Consider the following 15,471-nt stretch of genomic DNA (forward strand, 5'->3'; position numbering starts at 1 on the left):
CCGCGCCGAGCGGCGCGGCCCCGGTGGGCCGGGACGGGCGAGGCCGGATGTGCCGCCGCCGACCGGGTCCGGATGCGCCGGGGCCGAGGAGGCCGGCGGGTCCGATGAGTCCGACGGCCGGCGCGGCCGCCAGGCCCGCCGGGGAAGGCGCCCGGTTCCGGGGGAGGGGCGGGGCCCGCGCAGCGCCCCGCAACCATCCCGCCCGCCCAAAGGTGACGCCCGTCATTTGGTCGACCCCTCAACACTCAGTAAAGTCGTGCTTTTGAAAAGCGGCATTCGAGTGATCGAGGAACGGCAACCAGCAATGACGGTGACAGAGGACAGCCCGGTGGCCTACGGGCCGGGCATCGACCCGGAGCGGCTGGCCGTCTGCCTGAGCGTGCTCGAGGAGCTCGACAAGCTCGAGGTCGACCACCCGGACGCGATCATGGTGCGTCGCGCCACCGCCGGTATCTACCGGACGGTGAAGCAGCGCCGCCGCCAGGAGCGCCGGGCCGCCAAGACGGCGCACGACAAGGCCGTCACCGAGGCGACGGCTACCGGCTCCGCTGCCCGGATCGACGACGAGACGCAGGGCGTGCTTCCGTCGTCCTCCGCCCTCGGCGAGGTCGCGGGGATACTCCAGCGCCCGCGGTCCTGCTACATCTGCAAGTCCCGCTACGTCGAGGTCGACGCGTTCTACCACCAGCTGTGCCAGTCGTGCGCGACGGAGAACCGCGCACGCCGCGACGCCCGCGCCGATCTGTCCGGCAAGCGCGCCCTGCTCACCGGCGGACGCGCCAAGATCGGCATGTACATCGCGCTGCGACTGCTCCGCGACGGCGCCCACACCACCATCACCACCCGGTTCCCCAACGACGCCATCCGTCGTTTCAAGGCGATGCCGGACAGTGACGAGTGGATCCACCGGCTCAAGATCGTCGGTATCGACCTGCGTGACCCGGCCCAGGTCGTCGCCCTCGCGGACTCCGTGGCCGCCGAGGGCCCGCTGGACATCCTGATCAACAACGCGGCCCAGACGGTCCGCCGGTCCCCGCAGGCGTACCGCGAGCTGGTCGCCGCCGAGTCGGCTCCGCTGCCGGCCGGTGAGCTGCCGCCCGCCCAGGTCATCGGTACCTTCGGCAGCGGCGCCGTCGACTCCGTGGCCGCGCTGCCGTCGTCCGGTGGCGAGGGGCTCACCGCGCAGGACGTCACCGACCTCGCCCTCGTCAGCGGTTCCGCTTCCTTGGAGCGCATCGCGGCCGGCACGGCCATCGACGCCGGCGGCCTGGTGCCCGATCTGCATGACACCAACAGCTGGATCCAGACGGTTTCCGAGGTCGACCCGGTCGAGCTGCTCGAGGTGCAACTCTGCAACTCCACGGCGCCGTTCATCCTGATCAGCCGGCTCCGGCCGGCGATGGCCGCGGCGCAGAGCAAGCGGAAGTACGTCGTCAACGTCTCCGCCATGGAGGGTGTTTTCAGCCGCGGCTACAAGGGTGCCGGGCACCCGCACACCAATATGGCCAAGGCGGCGCTGAACATGCTCACGCGCACCAGCGCCCAGGAGATGTTCGAGGCGGACGGCATCCTGATGACGGCCGTCGACACCGGCTGGATCACGGACGAGCGGCCGCACCCGGACAAGATGCGTCTTGCCGACGCGGGTTTCCACGCCCCGCTCGACCTGATCGACGGCGCCGCCCGCGTCTACGACCCGATCGTCCGCGGCGAAGAGGGCGAGGACCTCTACGGCTGCTTCCTCAAGGACTACGCCCCGGCGAACTGGTAGGCCGCAAAGGCAGCCCCGGGCAAGCCGGTGGCCGAGAAGGACACCGGATTCCGCCTCGGCACCACGCTCACGGCCGGTGCACCCGTCACGGGTGTACCGGCCGTTTGTGTCTGTTCGGACACACTGTGGCCTGAATCAAGCGGAACTGCAGGCCCCATCGAGCGCGGTGGTGCTCATTTGGTTACCCTGGGGTGAATGGACAGCCACCAAGGGATCCACGAAACCCCTTCGGCCGTCCTGGGACAGGTCTGCAACCAGGCTGCGGTCCCGCCAGAGTGACGGCGCCACCGCGACCGAACTGCCCCTGTCCCAGTTACGCGACACAGAGGAGTGCGCGGTGACACCAGATGTGAAGCAAGACCAGCGACCGTCGGAGCGCGGCGGTGAACGGGCCGGCAAGGCCGAAGAAATCCGAAATCTCGAGGTCTGGGCACGCTCGGCCCCGATCCGGCTCGCCGGATACGAGGAGGACCTCGCCGAACCGCACATCCTGCCGGGCATCGACTGACCAGCGCTTCGACCGTGTGCCCCCTGTCCGCCCCGACAGGGGGCACACGCACGGCAGCAGCCGTGAGCCGTCAGGACAGCCGGGTCGGCGCCAGGAACTCACGGACATGGGTGCGGTGCCACCACGCCCCGGTCTCCCGCCTTTCGCGCCAATTCGTGAACCGGTAGCGGTAGAGCCGGACGCGCACATGGGCGGGCGGCGCGTCCGGGAACGGATTGTGTCGCAACAGCCGCAGCGTGTCGCTGTCGCCTTCGAGCAACCGCTCCACGAACGGCAGGAACCAGGGGTGCGCATAGGCGGGGGAGAGCGCGGCGAACCACATCATCCAGTCGAGCCGCAGATGGTACGGGGCGAACTGGCGCGGCAGCCGGCGAACGTCCCCCGGCTTGCCCTTGAACTCGTACTCCCGCCAGACCGTGCCGTCGTGCAAAGTCGTCTCGTCCGTTCCCTCGACCACCAGTTCCTGGCGGATCCGGCTCACCGTGCCGAAGGCTCCGTACGAGTTGACGAGGTGCAGCGAGTCGTAGGACCGGTTCATCGCCTGACGTTTGGAGAGCAGGTTGCGCGCCGGGCGGTAGCTCAGGGAGAGCACCAGCGCCGTCAGGGCGATCACGACGATCTCGTACCAGAGCGGGGCGGCGGGCAGCGGGTGTGCGCCCGTGACGAGCGAGCTGTCGACGGCGGACAGGGCGAGCACGATGGTCAGCCAGTTGAGCCACGAGAAGTTGCCCGACAGGACCAGCCAAAGCTGCGTCACGACAATCAGCGCCGCGGCCACGCTCGCCACCGGCTGGGGTGTGAACAGCAGTACGGGTACACCGAGTTGGACCACGTGGTTGGCGGCCGTCTCCGCGCGGTGCGCGGGCCGGGGCAGATGGTGGAAGTACCAGCTCAGCGGGCCGGGCATCGGCTGGGTCTCGTGGTGGAAGTAAAGACAGGTCAGATTGCGCCAGCATGTGTCGCCGCGGATTTTGATCAGCCCGGCCCCGAACTCGACCCGGAACAGCAGCCAGCGCAGCAGCCACAGCACCAGCACGGGCGGCTGGGTGCGCTCGTTGCCGAGGAAGACGGCGAGGAAGCCGGTTTCCAGCAGCAGGGACTCCCAGCCGAAGCCGTACCAGGTCTGGCCGACGTTGACGATCGAGAGGTACAGCGCCCACAGCGCCGCCCACCACGCCATCGCGAGGCCGAGCGGCAGCCGGTCGGCCGCCCCGGCCACCAGCGCCGCCGACAGGAGGCAGCCGGTCCACGCAACGAGGGCGTAGAAGCGGTCCGAGTAGTGCAGCCGGAACACCGTGGGTGAGTACCTGGCCGGGACCCGGCGCAGGTACTCGGGGACGGGCAGCATGCCGCGTTCCCCGATCAGCGCCTTGAACTGCAGTGCTGCCGAAAGGAACGCGACGAGGTACACGGCCGCCAGAGCCCGCTGGAAGACCAGCCGGCTCAGCCCGTAAGAGTCGTCGCCGAACCACTCCATCCCTTTCAGTATCGGCCCGCCGTGATCCGCCGCAGCGTGTGGCCGAGCCGCCGGGCGTACCAGCGCTGCGCGACGGGCACGAGCGGGCCGCCGAGCCGGGTGTACCAGGCCGCGGGCCGGCTGAAGGCCGTCACCGTGAACCACACGGAGCCGTCGTCGTCCAGGTCCACGACAAACGACTCCTCCCCGAGTTCCGGGTGGCCGGTGAGCGTGCCGTACGCGAAGCCGGCGCGGTCCTTGTCGTGCACCGTCCAGATCACCTCGCACGGCGCGGCGAGCCGGAGCGGCCCGATGCCCACGGAGACCGCGACCCGCACGCCCGGCTCGGCGCGCGCCGCGGAGGCCCACAAGCGGACCCCGGAGGCACGGTGCATGCGCCAGGTGGTGACGGCGGAGCCCGCCGCCTCGAACGCGGCCCGGCCCTTGCCGATCCGGGCTGTGTGGCGGAGGTGGTGGTAGCCGGCGGGGAGCGGGCCGAGCCGGGTCGCGCCGACCTCGGCGTAGCTGAGACTGCGGGCGGTGATCCTGCGTACGGCGCTCATACGGCACTCTCCTTCATGTCCTTGATCCTCCGCCATGCCAGCAGCGAGCAGAGCGCGAAGCCGAGGGCGTTGCCGAGGCCGTGCGTGGCGGCCATCCAGGTCAGATTCGGGTGCGGCACGTCCGCGGCCTCGCCGACTGCCCAGCTCAGGGCCAGCAGCATCGTCGCCACCAGGACGGCTGCCGAGACCGCCAGCAGAGCGCGGGTGAACCGGTCCCGCTGGGCGCTGCGGACGTCGCGCCAGGTCAGGAGCCCCACGGCCCACATGCCTGCGGTCAGTACCAGCGCTCCGGCCAGTTCGACCCAGTCGTCGACGAAGTAGCCGCCGAGGACGGTCAGGGTGCCGAGCGGCACGCTGTGGGCGGCGAACCGCGCCAGGGCCACGTTCCCTGCCGCGCCACAGACCAGCCCCGCCACCAGCGCGGCGGTGAAGCCGGCGAAGTGGAAGTGGGGCACCGTCAGCGCCAGGATCGGCAGCGTGAAGCCCAACAGCTCGTGACCGGCCCGCTCGGCGACCAGCGCGAGGCCCGCGACGGACGGCGTGACCAGCGCGGTCAGCACCGCGACCTCGACCGGCGCGAACGAGCGGGTGCGGGCGAGCCGCCGCGGCGCCTGGGCGGCCAACAGCACCGTGCCCGACGCGTAGACGGCGGCCAGCGCGACCGCGCCGGGCCCCCGGGGCAGCCAGAGCGAGACCGCCCCCGGCACGGCGAACAGCGGCCACATCCGCCGAACGGGCGCGAGCCGGACGGGGTCCACGAGACGAAGCCCTGTGGGTACGACGATCAGCATGCCGAGCATGACGATGACGTTGACCAGTACGAACATGCCGCACCCCCCTCGGATTGAATGTGTTCAAACTCTCTGTCCCGGAGCCTATGCTCTTAACTGAACGCGTTCAAGTCGCGGTCCGTCTGGCGATCCGTCAGAAATGGAGCGACATCTCGAGTTGCGGAGACGGGAGAGCCTGGTGCGCTCATCGATGCGTGGTCTGTGTGCGGCGGTCGCCGTGTTGTGTGCAGGATCGCTGGTCGCCGGCTGTGGCGGCGACAGCGAGGCGGAGGAGAAGGAGGAGCTCGTCCTGCAGCCGCTCGCGGCCGAGGGGCCCGACCCCTATACGGCATCGACCGTCACGGCAGGCGCCCCGCCCGCGCTCCCGCCCGTACAGAGCGCACCCAAGAGCCCGTCCGGAGGGGGAGTGACACTCCGTACCCTGTCGGGCGCGGCGCCGGGGCTGTATGCGGGCACCCAGCAGGTCGCCGCCTGCGACAGGGAGCGGCAGGCCGGACTGCTGGCCGCGGACAAGAACAAAGCGCGTGCGTTCGCCGAAGGGGCCGAGGCCGAGCCCACGCATCTCGGCGCCTTCCTGCGGACCCTGACTCCGGTCCTGCTGCGCGCGGACACGCGCGTCACGAGCCACGGGCTGCGTGACGGTTCGGCCGAGCCCTACCAGGCGGTGCTCCAGGCGGGCACGGCCGTACTGGTCGACCAGTACGGCGCCCCGCGCGTGCGGTGCGCCTCCGGGGCCCCGCTGAAGCCGCCGGTCGCGGCCAAGGCCGAGGTGGTCAACAAGGGCGAACCCTGGCCGGGGTACCGGGCGGACCGGACCATCGTCATCAAGCCCTCCGCGCAGGCGGTCAACAACCTCCTGCTCGTGAACGTCGTCGACAACGGATGGATCGAGCGCCCCAGCGGCACCGAGGGCGAGGACGACGCCCGGCCCGCGGTGTTCCCGCCCGTGGACCCCGACGAGGTCTTCACGGACCTCAGCCGCACCGACCCGGGCGCGCCCGCGGGCGCGGAGCCCGCAGCTCCTTCCCGGCAGCCCTCGAAAGCCGCGCCGCAACCCGATCTGCCCGCCGCCCCCCAGTCCGCTCTGCCTGCCGCCCCGCAGCCGGAACTGCCCGCGGCCCCGCAGCCGGATCTGCCCGATCAGCTCGATCCGCCCGGCGGGCCCGATCTGTCGGACGTCCCTCAGCCCGATCTGCCGGACGTTCCCCAGCCCGATCTGCCGGCCGAATCCGAGTCCGACGTGCCGGCCCCTCAGCCCGACCTTCCGGATGATCTGCCGGACGGGTCCATGGGCCAGGTCGAGCCCCTGCCGGGCGGACCCGGAACCTCCACGGGCAAGGGGGCGGCGTCCCCCGGTCCGAAGCCTGTCGCGCCCTCTCGCTCCGCCCCGGGAACGGCCGCGGTGCCGGGTGCCGTCTCGGGTTGAGGGTCTCGCTCGACCGCTCGATGAATACGACAAATCGTGACAGAGTGGCTCCATGGTTGATCGGGCAGCGGGTGCCCTGTCGCTCCCCGACGACTGGCTGGCGCACGCGGATGTGAGCCTCACCCTGAACCGCATGGGTACGTTCGACTGGGACCTCACCAGCGGGCTGATGCACATGGACGGGGCCGGCCTCGACGTCTTCGACGTGCGCCCCGACGAATACAACGGCCACCCGGCGAGCCTGAGCTCCCGGGTGCCGGCGGACGAGGCCGTCCGGCTCGACACCATGGTCACCCAGGCTCTGAAGAACGGCAGCGACCACTACGGCGCCTACTTCCGCATACGGTGCCGCGACGGAAGCCTGCGCTGGACGCACACCCAGGCATGCGTACGACGCGACGAGACGGGCCGGCCGGTCCGCATCATCGGGATCGTCCGGGACGCCACCCAGGAGCTGGCCGACTCCAGCGCCCGCGTCGAACTCGACGACGAACGCCGCCGGCAGACCAGCGTCGTGGAGAGCACCACGGCCGCCCTCGCCCATGCCAGGACCGTGGAGGACGTCATCGAAGTGCTCATGAACTCCCACGGCCTGGAACACCTCGGCGCCACCAGCCTCGTCATGGGGCTTCTCGAGTCCGGGCGCATCCACCTCGTCGCCGACGGGCCCGAAGGCTCCTTCGTGCCGGGCACCCGCTACACGAGGGTCGACGAGCAATACCCGATGAGCGAGGTGGTGCGCACGCTCACCCCCCGCTACATCGAGTCCAAGGACGACTTCGCCCGGTCCTACCCGACCCTGTGGCCGCACATCCGCGGACTCGGTATCTCGGCCGCCGCCTATCTGCCCCTGATCGCACAGGCCCGCCCCATCGGGGCGCTCGGGCTGCTCTATCAGGGCAAGACCGCCTTCAGTCCGGAGGAGCGCAATCTGCTGGTGGCGCTCGGCAGCAGCATCGCCCAGAGCCTGCAGCGCGCAGTGCTCTACGAGCAGGAGCACGACCTGGCGGAAGGGCTGCAGCAGGCCATGCTGCCGCGCCGCATCCCCGAAGTGCCCGGGGCCCAGATCGCGGTGCGCTACCGCTCCGCGCGGCTCGGCCGTGACATCGGCGGCGACTGGTACGACGTCATCGCACTGCCCGGCGGCCGTGTCGGCGCGGTCATCGGCGACGTACAGGGCCACGACACACACGCGGCCGCCGTCATGGGGCAGCTGCGCATCGTGCTGCGGGCTTACGCCGCGGAGGGCCACACACCGGCCACCGTCATGGCCCGGGCCTCCGTCTTCCTCCACGAACTCGACACCGACCGCTTCGCGACCTGCACCTACGCGGAGGTCGACCTGTCGACCGGCGTCGTGCAGGTGGTCCGGGCGGGGCATGTCGACCCGCTGATCAGGGAGCTCAACGGCAGCTGCCGCAGGCTGGCGCTCCAGGGAGGTCTGCCGCTCGGACTCTCCGCCGAGTTCGGCCGGCTCGAATACCCCGTCTCCACCGTCGAACTGGACCCCGGCCAGACGCTGCTGCTCTACACCGACGGCCTCGTCGAGGAGCCGGGCGCCGACCTCGACGACGGGATGCGGCTACTGGCCGAGCTCGTGCACAACGGTCCGCGGGAACTGCAGCTGCTCGCCGACCGGCTCTGCGAGGAGGTCGGCGAACGCGGCGGCGACGACGACGTGGCGCTCCTGCTGCTCCGCCGCAAGGGCGCCTACACCGCCCAGGCCGGCGGCCGCCTCCAGCAGCACGTCGCACAGGGCGACCCGGAGGCGCTCCGCTCGGCCCGCCACATGGTCCGCGCGGCCGTGCGGGCCTGGGGCGTGAGCGAGCGGGCGGACGAGATCGAGCTCGTGGCCGACGAGATGATCACCAACGCACTGATGCACACGGACGGCGACGCGCTCGTCACGGCCCGGGTGCTCTCCGGCGCGGACCGCCGGCTCCGGGTCGAGGTCGAGGACGGCTCCAGCGCACTGCCGCGACGGCGTGACGCGGGGGCGTCGGGAGTCTCCGGGCGGGGGCTGCTGCTTGTCGACCGGCTGTCGGACAGCTGGGGTGTCGAGTCACGCGGCAGCGGCAAGTGCGTGTGGTGCGAGTTCCTCATGCCGGGCAGGCAGGTGCTCTGATTCCGCGCCGCCTCGCCGTCTCGCCGCCGGGGTGGTCAACTCAGGACCCTCCGCGGCGGCGTCGGCCGCCACGTGTCCCAGGGTGCGGTCGGTCCGGGCGGAGCGGGCACGGCGGGGCTCGGGCGCGTCGTGTGCCGCCGCATGCCGGTCGTGCTTCTTCACCAGGAGCCAGGCTTCGCGCTCCCCGTCGGGGCCACCTCGGGTGCGGTCAGCGCACAGCCGCCGTGGAGCTTGCCGCCGTCCAGCCAGAACGAGGCATGGCCCGCTTCGAAGGCGTCGGCGAAGGGGACCTGGTTGCCATTCCGGGCGGTGGCCAGGCTGCGGTACTCACACATCGGCGCGCGACCGGCCCAGCGTTGCGGCAGGGTGGGGGCATGCCCGAACTGCCCGAGGTCGAAGCGCTGCGGGACTTCCTCGACACCCATCTGGTGGGCCGGGGGATCGTACGTGTGCAGCCGGTGGCCATCAGTGTGCTCAAGACGTACGACCCGCCGCTCACCGCCCTCGACGGCACTTTCGTCACCGCCGTGGACCGGCACGGCAAGTGGCTGGACATCACTGCAGGCGGCCTCCACCTCGTGATCCACCTCGCCCGCGCCGGCTGGCTCCAGTGGAAGGACGAGCTCCCGGCTGCGCCGCCCCGCCCGGGCAAGGGACCGCTGGCCCTGCGGGCGGTGCTGGCCGAGGGCGGCGGCTTCGACCTCACGGAGGCCGGCACGGCCAAGCGGCTCGCCGTCCACCTCGTCCGTGACCCCGCCGATGTGCCCGGTGTGGCCAGGCTGGGGCCCGACCCGCTCGCCGACGACTTCGATCGCGCCGCCTTCGCGGCCGTACTCGCGGGAGAGCGGCGTCAGATCAAGGGCGTGCTGCGCGACCAGAGCCTCATCGCAGGCATCGGCAACGCCTACAGCGACGAGATTCTGCACGCGGCGAAGATGTCGCCCTTCAAGCCCGTCCAGAACCTCGGCGAAGCGGAGACCGACACCCTGTACGAGGCCTTGCGGACGACGCTGGGCGACGCCGTCGAGCGCTCGAGAGGTCTGGCGGCCGGCCGGCTCAAGTCGGAGAAGAAGAGCGGTCTGCGTGTCCACGGCCGTACCGGCCGGCCGTGCCCCGTCTGCGGTGACACCGTCCGCGAAGTGGCCTTCAGCGATTCGTCACTGCAGTACTGCCCCACCTGCCAGACCGGCGGCAAGCCGCTCGCCGACCGCAGGCTCTCCCGTCTGCTGAAGTAACACCCCTGCGGGCGGCGGGCGTTCAGCCGCCGATCGACAGCAGCCGCTCGCCGCTGTCGGAGCGGACCTCCCAGCGGCCGATCTCCGCGGTGTGCAGGCCGGTGCTCGCCTCGAGGTCCAGCGGCCCCTCCTGGCCGGGCTTCTTCTGGACGCCGAAACCGCCCTCCGGCACCCACCAGCTGAGCACCGGATGCTCCACGCCGTCCTTGCCGACCGCAATCAGCCGGCAGGTGCGCGGTCCGGCGAGCCCGGAGAGCCGCATGGCGACCGCCGTGCCCCAGTCGCGGTCCTCCAGCGCCACCGAAGCGGTGACGCCGGAAGCGGGATCGGACGCGACGACCCGTGGCGGCGCGGGCGCCTCCTGCACGCCCCGGACGGTCACCACCGCGGTGGGCAGTGCCACGATCAGAGCGGCGGCCACGGCCACCAGCCGCAGCCGGCGCCTGCGGTCCCGCCGCCGCTGGTCGACGACAGCGTTGGTCAGGCGTTCGAGCAGCTTCGAGCCCGGGCGGGCGTCGATGTGGCCGGGGACGGCGAGCTCGGACAGTGCGTTCGCCACGGCGGTGAAATCGGAGAGACCCACGGCGCACGGGGCACAGCCGGCGAGATGCTCCTCGAACCTGAAGGCGTCGGCGGGTTCCAGGATGCCCAGCGCATAGGCGGCCACATCCTGATGCGGCTGCTGCCGGCTCATGGGCGGTCCTCGTTTCCTCAGGTGTTACGGTCGGTCACCCTGGAATACGCAGCAGGAAGGCGCTCTGCTCAACCCATCGGCGACCCGAGCGCAATCGCAAAGCCGGCCGCCCGCACGAGGGCGGGTCGCACCGCCGTGAGAGGCCCTAAACTCCGCTGCATGCTGCGCGTACTGGCTGTCGACGACGAGAAACCGGCGCTCGAAGAGCTGCTGTACCTCCTGCGTGCCGACTCACGTGTCCGCAGCGCCGAGGGGGCCACCGACGCCACGGAGGCGCTGCGCCGTATCGGCCGTGCCCTGGAGGCAGGGCCGGACGGCGAGGACGGCATCGACGTCGTCTTCCTCGACATCCACATGGCCGGGCTCACGGGGCTCGATGTCGCGAGGCTCCTCGCCGGGTTCGCCAGACCGCCGCTGATCGTCTTCGTCACGGCGCACGAGGGTTTCGCGGTGCAGGCGTTCGACCTCAAGGCCGTCGACTACGTCCTCAAGCCCGTACGCAGGGAGCGCCTGGCGGAAGCCGTGCGCAGGGTGAGCGACCTTGTCGGGGCCCCGCGCGAGCCACAGCGCGCCGACGCCCCGCCGCACGTGCCCGGCGCCGCACCTTTGGCCGGCGCCGGCGCCGGCGGGGGAGCGGAGCAGATACCCGTGGAACTGGGCGGCGTCACCCGGTTCGTGCCGGTGGACGACATCACCTATGTCGAGGCGCAGGGCGACTACGCGCGGCTCCACACGGCCGACGGGAGCCACCTGGTGCGTATACCGCTGTCCACTCTGGAGGAACGCTGGGCCTCCCGGGGGTTCGTGAGGATCCACCGCAGCCATCTGGTGGCGCTGGGACGCATCGACGAACTCCGGCTGGACGCAGGCGCGACGACCGTGCGGGTGGGCGAAGCGGAACTCGCCGTCAGCCGGCGCCACGCACGCCAGCTGCGCGACCTGCTGATGGGGCATGCCAGGCGCTGACCGACCGTTCGGCGGTCGCGGCCGACCGCTCGTCGCCGGCCGGGGCCGCACGGCGACCCGGCCGTGCCGCTGGGCGAGGCGGCAGCGGACCTGGCATCGGCGGGCCGAGCGCGCACCTGACCTTGATCGGGCTGGGAAGAATGGGGCCTGATGCGCGACATCGAAGCACTGCGAGCTGCGCAGGCTCCCGGCGCCCCGCCCGGCCGGCGCCCGTGACCTGGAGGCGCTCCTCGCCACGGTCAGAAGCGCCGCAGGCCGCTGGGCGGATGTGATCTACGAGATCCGGGAGTCGGCCAGGGGCCTGGCCGGACCGTGCGGTGAGGCCGCCCTGGAAGTCGCGTTCCGCAGGGCGGAGGAGTCGTACGTCGAGCTGGAGATCGCGCTGAGCGACTGCGCCCGCTACACGGTCCGCTGACCACGCCGGGAGACGGCGGCCGCCCGCTGCCCCTCCTCTCTACCGTCGGTAATCACTCCTGCGTAGACTCCACCACCTCCCCGAGTTCGCCGAGAGACGCTGGAGCGGACGACGATGTCTGCAGAGCAAACCCCCCGCCGCGAGGTGGTCACCGGAGTGCCGCGCGGCACCCGGCGCCCGCCCGGTCATGCTCCGGCCCGCTCGGAGATCAGCGAGCAGACCACGCTCGGCACCACCTACGTCCGCTCCCTGATGCGCAGCCAGCTGCGGGCCGCCCTCTGCGCCCTTGGCACGCTCGCCCTGCTCGTCGGCTCGCTGCCGCTGCTCTTCACGCTCCCGGCCGCCCTCGGCGGTGCACCCGGTTCACCCGAGCCCTTCGTCTGGGCTGCTCTCGGTGTCGCCGCCTACCCCGTGATGTGGCTGACCGCCCGCTGGTACGTGCGCCGGGCCGAACGGAACGAACGCGACTTCACCAGGCTCGTCGAAGGACGCTGAGGGTGCGGCCGGGAGACGCCACGTGAACCAGACCTACGCGGTGACGGCCGTCACCGTCGTGGTGCTCGCCACCGTGCTCGTCGGCGCGCTCGGCCTGCGCATATCCCGCACCACCTCCGACTTCTACGTCGCCTCCCGCACGGTCAAACCGGGTCTCAACGCCGCGGCCATCAGCGGCGAGTACCTGTCCGCCGCCTCGTTCCTGGGCATCGCGGGACTGGTGCTCCTGCAGGGCCCGGACATGCTCTGGTATCCGGTCGGCTACACCGCCGGCTACCTCGTCCTGCTGGTGCTGGTAGCCGCTCCGCTACGGCGCTCGGGGGCGTACACCCTGTCCGACTTCGCGGAGGCCCGGCTGGAGTCCGCGCGGGTGCGCAGGCTGGCGAGCCTGTTCGTCGTCGGCATCGGCTGGCTGTACCTGCTGCCTCAACTGCAGGGCGCGGGCCTGACGCTGCAGATCCTCACCGGCGCCCCGGACTGGGTCGGCAGCGTCGTGGTGGCCCTCGTGGTCACCGGGGCCGTCGCCGCCGGCGGCATGCGCAGCATCACCTTCGTACAGGCCTTCCAGTACTGGCTGAAGCTCACCGCCCTTCTGGTACCGGCACTGTTCCTCGTCGCGGCCTGGCTCGGCGACGACGCTCCGCGCGCCCGGTTCGACGTGCCCGCCGTCTTCCACAAGCACACGGAGGTCCGCGTCGGCGACACCGTCCGCGTCGACCTCGACGCTCCGCTGACGCTCACCGTTACCGGCGCGGTCGACGGCATCCGCCACCAGGAGCGGCCCGTCGCGCTCGACGAGGGCACACACCGCATCGAGGCCGGCACGACCCTCCGGTTCCCCGAGGGCGCGGAAGTGCCGCAGCGGACGACGGAGGGCACCGATCCGTTCAGCTGGTCGCAGCCACTGTCGGGTGGCCGGGACGGCCATCAGCTGTACGCGACGTACGGGCTGATCCTCGCCACGTTTCTCGGCACCATGGGGCTTCCGCATGTCGCCGTCCGCTTCTACACCAGCCCGAACGGGCGTGCCGCCCGTCGCACCACCCTGGTCGTGCTCGGCCTGATCGGCGCGTTCTACCTGCTCCCACCGGTCTACGGCGCGCTCGGGCGGATCTACGCCCCCGAACTCGCCCTGACCGGCGCCACCGACGCCGCCGTCCTGATACTGCCGGAACGGATCGTCGGCGGGCTCGCCGGCGAGCTGCTCGGCGCGCTCCTCGCCGGGGGCGCGTTTGCGGCTTTCCTGTCCACCGCTTCCGGGCTCACCATGTCGGTGGCCGGCGTGATCACGCAGGACGTGCTGCCCTCGCGCGGTGTACGGCACTTCCGCCTGGCGACCCTGATCGCCATGGCCGCGCCGCTCGCGCTGAGCGTGGTGGCGTCCAACGTGCCGGTCGCCGACGCGGTCGGACTCGCCTTCGCCGTCGCTGCTTCCTCGTTCTGTCCGCTGCTGATCCTCGGTATCTGGTGGCGTGGGCTCACCCCGCCGGGGGCGGCCGCCGGCCTCGTCGCCGGCGGCGGCGCGGCACTGACCGCGGTGATGGCCACGCGCACCGGGCTCGCCCCGGAGGGCTGGGCGCACACGCTGATGGCCTGGCCCGCGGTCTGGTCGGTACCGCTCGGATTCCTGACCATGGTGGCCGTCTCCCTGGCCACCCCGCGCCACATACCCGCCGGCGCGGCAGCCACCCTGGCCCGGCTGCATCTCCCCGAGGACCTCGTCGGCAGACCGCAGCACGAAGGAGCACAGTGATGACCGGCGAAGGGGCACTGACGTGATCGGCACACCGGAGTGGCCGCGATGACCGGCACCGGAGCGGCCGCGCTGGCCGCGGCGGGGATCGTACTGCTGGCCGTCGGCATGGTGCTCGGCCGGATGACGGCCGGGCGCGACGCACGGCCCGACCTGGACCTCGGCACGCCCGTGGAACGGGCCACCTTCCACACGCTGCACACCGCGTCTCTCGCCGCTCCGCCGCTCCGCGCGGGCCTCACGCAGGACACCGCCCGCAAGGCCGCCCGCCGACTGCGTTCCCTGCTCGGCACGGAGGCGCTCTGCCTCACCGACCGCGAAGCGGTGCTCGCCTGGGACGGCCCCGGCGCGGAGCGCCACCGGCAGCAGGTGATGGCGCTCGTGGCCGAGATGCTCGACTCCGGGCGCAGCCAGAGCGTCCACTCCGAGTGCGACGACCTGGACTGCCCGCTGCGCTGGGTCGTGATCGCCCCCCTGATCGGCGAGGAAGGCGTGCTGGGGGCCCTGGTCGCCTACGGGTCACGGGAGTCCGCCGTCCTGGTTCGGGCCGCCACCGAGGTGGCCCGCTGGGTCTCCGTACAGCTGGAACTCGCCGAGCTCGACCGGTCCCGCACCGCCCTGATCGAGGCGGAGATCCGGGCTCTGCGCGCGCAGATCTCCCCGCACTTCATCTTCAACTCGCTCGCCGCGATCGCGTCCTTCGTCCGCACCGACCCCGAGCGCGCCCGTGAACTGCTTCTCGAGTTCGCCGACTTCACGCGCTACTCCTTCCGGCGGCACGGCGAGTTCACCCAGCTGGCCGACGAACTGCGCTCCATCGAGCAGTACCTGGGGCTCGCCGGGGCCCGGTTCGGCGACCGCCTGAAGGTCACGCTCCAGGTCGCCCCGGAGGTCCTGCCGGTGGCCCTGCCGTTCCTGTGCCTGCAGCCCCTCGTCGAGAACGCCGTCAAGCACGGGCTCGAGGACTCGAGGAACGAGTGCCGCGTCACGATCGCCGCCCAGGACGCGGGCGCCGAGGCGATGGTGACCATCGAGGACGACGGCGTGGGGATGGACCCGGACGTCCTGCGTGGCATCCTCGCGGGGGAGCGCAGCACCTCGTCGGGGATCGGGCTGAGCAACGTCGACGAGCGACTGCGCCAGGTGTACGGCGACGACTACGGGCTGGTCATCGAGACGGCCGTCGGCGCGGGCATGAAAATAACCGTCCGCATTCCCAAGTACCGTGCGGGCGTCCATTCGTCGGCGGGACCGCGCAGCTGAGGTGCGCCGC

General features: G+C 71.7%; 15 protein-coding genes. 10 read left to right on the forward strand and 5 right to left on the reverse strand.

The features are described 5' to 3' along the window. Nucleotides 1-304: 304 nt before the first annotated feature. On the forward strand, nucleotides 305-1,771 hold the full coding sequence (locus ACZ4SA_RS27650) for an SDR family NAD(P)-dependent oxidoreductase (protein ID WP_468279681.1): 1,467 nt from the start codon (nucleotides 305-307) through the stop codon (nucleotides 1,769-1,771). Between the two features lie 337 nt (nucleotides 1,772-2,108). Then, a complete protein-coding gene (locus ACZ4SA_RS27655) occupies nucleotides 2,109-2,279 on the forward strand; it encodes a hypothetical protein (RefSeq protein WP_468279684.1) in 171 nt (56 codons plus the stop codon). Between the two features lie 70 nt (nucleotides 2,280-2,349). Here the strand turns inward: ACZ4SA_RS27655 and ACZ4SA_RS27660 are convergent, their stop codons facing one another. From ACZ4SA_RS27660 to ACZ4SA_RS27670, 3 genes are read right to left on the reverse strand one after another with little or no spacing between them, the layout of a single operon-like run. Next, a complete protein-coding gene (locus tag ACZ4SA_RS27660) occupies nucleotides 2,350-3,756 on the reverse strand; it encodes a lipase maturation factor family protein (RefSeq protein WP_468279686.1) in 1,407 nt (468 codons plus the stop codon). Between the two features lie 5 nt (nucleotides 3,757-3,761). Then, the gene (locus tag ACZ4SA_RS27665; RefSeq protein WP_468279688.1) at nucleotides 3,762-4,298 is read right to left on the reverse strand and encodes a DUF1990 family protein; all 537 of its coding nucleotides are present in this window, start codon (nucleotides 4,296-4,298) and stop codon (nucleotides 3,762-3,764) included. After that, the gene (locus ACZ4SA_RS27670) at nucleotides 4,295-5,125 is read right to left on the reverse strand and encodes a YndJ family protein (RefSeq protein ID WP_468279690.1); all 831 of its coding nucleotides are present in this window, start codon (nucleotides 5,123-5,125) and stop codon (nucleotides 4,295-4,297) included. The genes ACZ4SA_RS27665 and ACZ4SA_RS27670 overlap by 4 nt, the downstream gene beginning before the upstream one ends. Nucleotides 5,126-5,228: 103 nt before the next feature. On the opposite strand from ACZ4SA_RS27670, the gene ACZ4SA_RS27675 reads away from it, so the two are divergent. Both ACZ4SA_RS27675 and ACZ4SA_RS27680 read left to right on the forward strand, forming a co-directional pair. Then, entirely contained in the window at nucleotides 5,229-6,515 is a 1,287-nt protein-coding gene (locus ACZ4SA_RS27675) for a DUF6777 domain-containing protein (RefSeq protein ID WP_468279693.1), read from the forward strand. Between the two features lie 52 nt (nucleotides 6,516-6,567). Beyond that, nucleotides 6,568-8,640: a SpoIIE family protein phosphatase gene (locus tag ACZ4SA_RS27680; protein ID WP_468279696.1), complete on the forward strand. Its 2,073-nt coding sequence runs from the start codon at nucleotides 6,568-6,570 to the stop codon at nucleotides 8,638-8,640. Nucleotides 8,641-8,798: 158 nt separating this feature from the next. Here the strand turns inward: ACZ4SA_RS27680 and ACZ4SA_RS27685 are convergent, their stop codons facing one another. Further along, nucleotides 8,799-8,975 (reverse strand): hypothetical protein, encoded by a 177-nt coding sequence (locus ACZ4SA_RS27685; protein ID WP_468279698.1) that lies wholly within the window; start codon nucleotides 8,973-8,975, stop codon nucleotides 8,799-8,801. 39 nt (nucleotides 8,976-9,014) lie between these two features. Here ACZ4SA_RS27685 and ACZ4SA_RS27690 point away from each other — a divergent pair, with 39 nt between their 5' ends. After that, entirely contained in the window at nucleotides 9,015-9,875 is an 861-nt protein-coding gene (locus ACZ4SA_RS27690; protein ID WP_468279700.1) for an Fpg/Nei family DNA glycosylase, read from the forward strand. 22 nt (nucleotides 9,876-9,897) lie between these two features. Here ACZ4SA_RS27690 and ACZ4SA_RS27695 read toward each other — a convergent pair whose 3' ends face one another. Next, a complete protein-coding gene (locus ACZ4SA_RS27695) occupies nucleotides 9,898-10,569 on the reverse strand; it encodes an anti-sigma factor family protein (RefSeq protein WP_468279702.1) in 672 nt (223 codons plus the stop codon). A 159-nt stretch (nucleotides 10,570-10,728) separates the two neighbouring features. Here ACZ4SA_RS27695 and ACZ4SA_RS27700 point away from each other — a divergent pair, with 159 nt between their 5' ends. The 5 genes from ACZ4SA_RS27700 to ACZ4SA_RS27720 all read left to right on the forward strand — a co-directional run bounded on the left by ACZ4SA_RS27700 (nucleotide 10,729) and on the right by ACZ4SA_RS27720 (nucleotide 15,461). Next, entirely contained in the window at nucleotides 10,729-11,535 is an 807-nt protein-coding gene (locus ACZ4SA_RS27700) for a LytR/AlgR family response regulator transcription factor (protein WP_468279706.1), read from the forward strand. Nucleotides 11,536-11,803: 268 nt separating this feature from the next. After that, nucleotides 11,804-11,950, forward strand: a complete 147-nt coding sequence (locus tag ACZ4SA_RS27705; RefSeq protein ID WP_468279711.1) for a hypothetical protein — start codon at nucleotides 11,804-11,806, stop codon at nucleotides 11,948-11,950. Nucleotides 11,951-12,064: 114 nt separating this feature from the next. After that, on the forward strand, nucleotides 12,065-12,445 hold the full coding sequence (locus ACZ4SA_RS27710) for a hypothetical protein (RefSeq protein ID WP_468279715.1): 381 nt from the start codon (nucleotides 12,065-12,067) through the stop codon (nucleotides 12,443-12,445). A 22-nt stretch (nucleotides 12,446-12,467) separates the two neighbouring features. Next, nucleotides 12,468-14,198: a sodium/solute symporter gene (locus ACZ4SA_RS27715; RefSeq protein ID WP_468279720.1), complete on the forward strand. Its 1,731-nt coding sequence runs from the start codon at nucleotides 12,468-12,470 to the stop codon at nucleotides 14,196-14,198. Nucleotides 14,199-14,246: 48 nt separating this feature from the next. Further along, on the forward strand, nucleotides 14,247-15,461 hold the full coding sequence (locus ACZ4SA_RS27720) for a sensor histidine kinase (RefSeq protein ID WP_468279723.1): 1,215 nt from the start codon (nucleotides 14,247-14,249) through the stop codon (nucleotides 15,459-15,461). The last annotated feature ends 10 nt before the right edge of the window (nucleotides 15,462-15,471 follow it).

This window comes from Streptomyces sp. NPDC027962 (assembly GCF_055566095.1).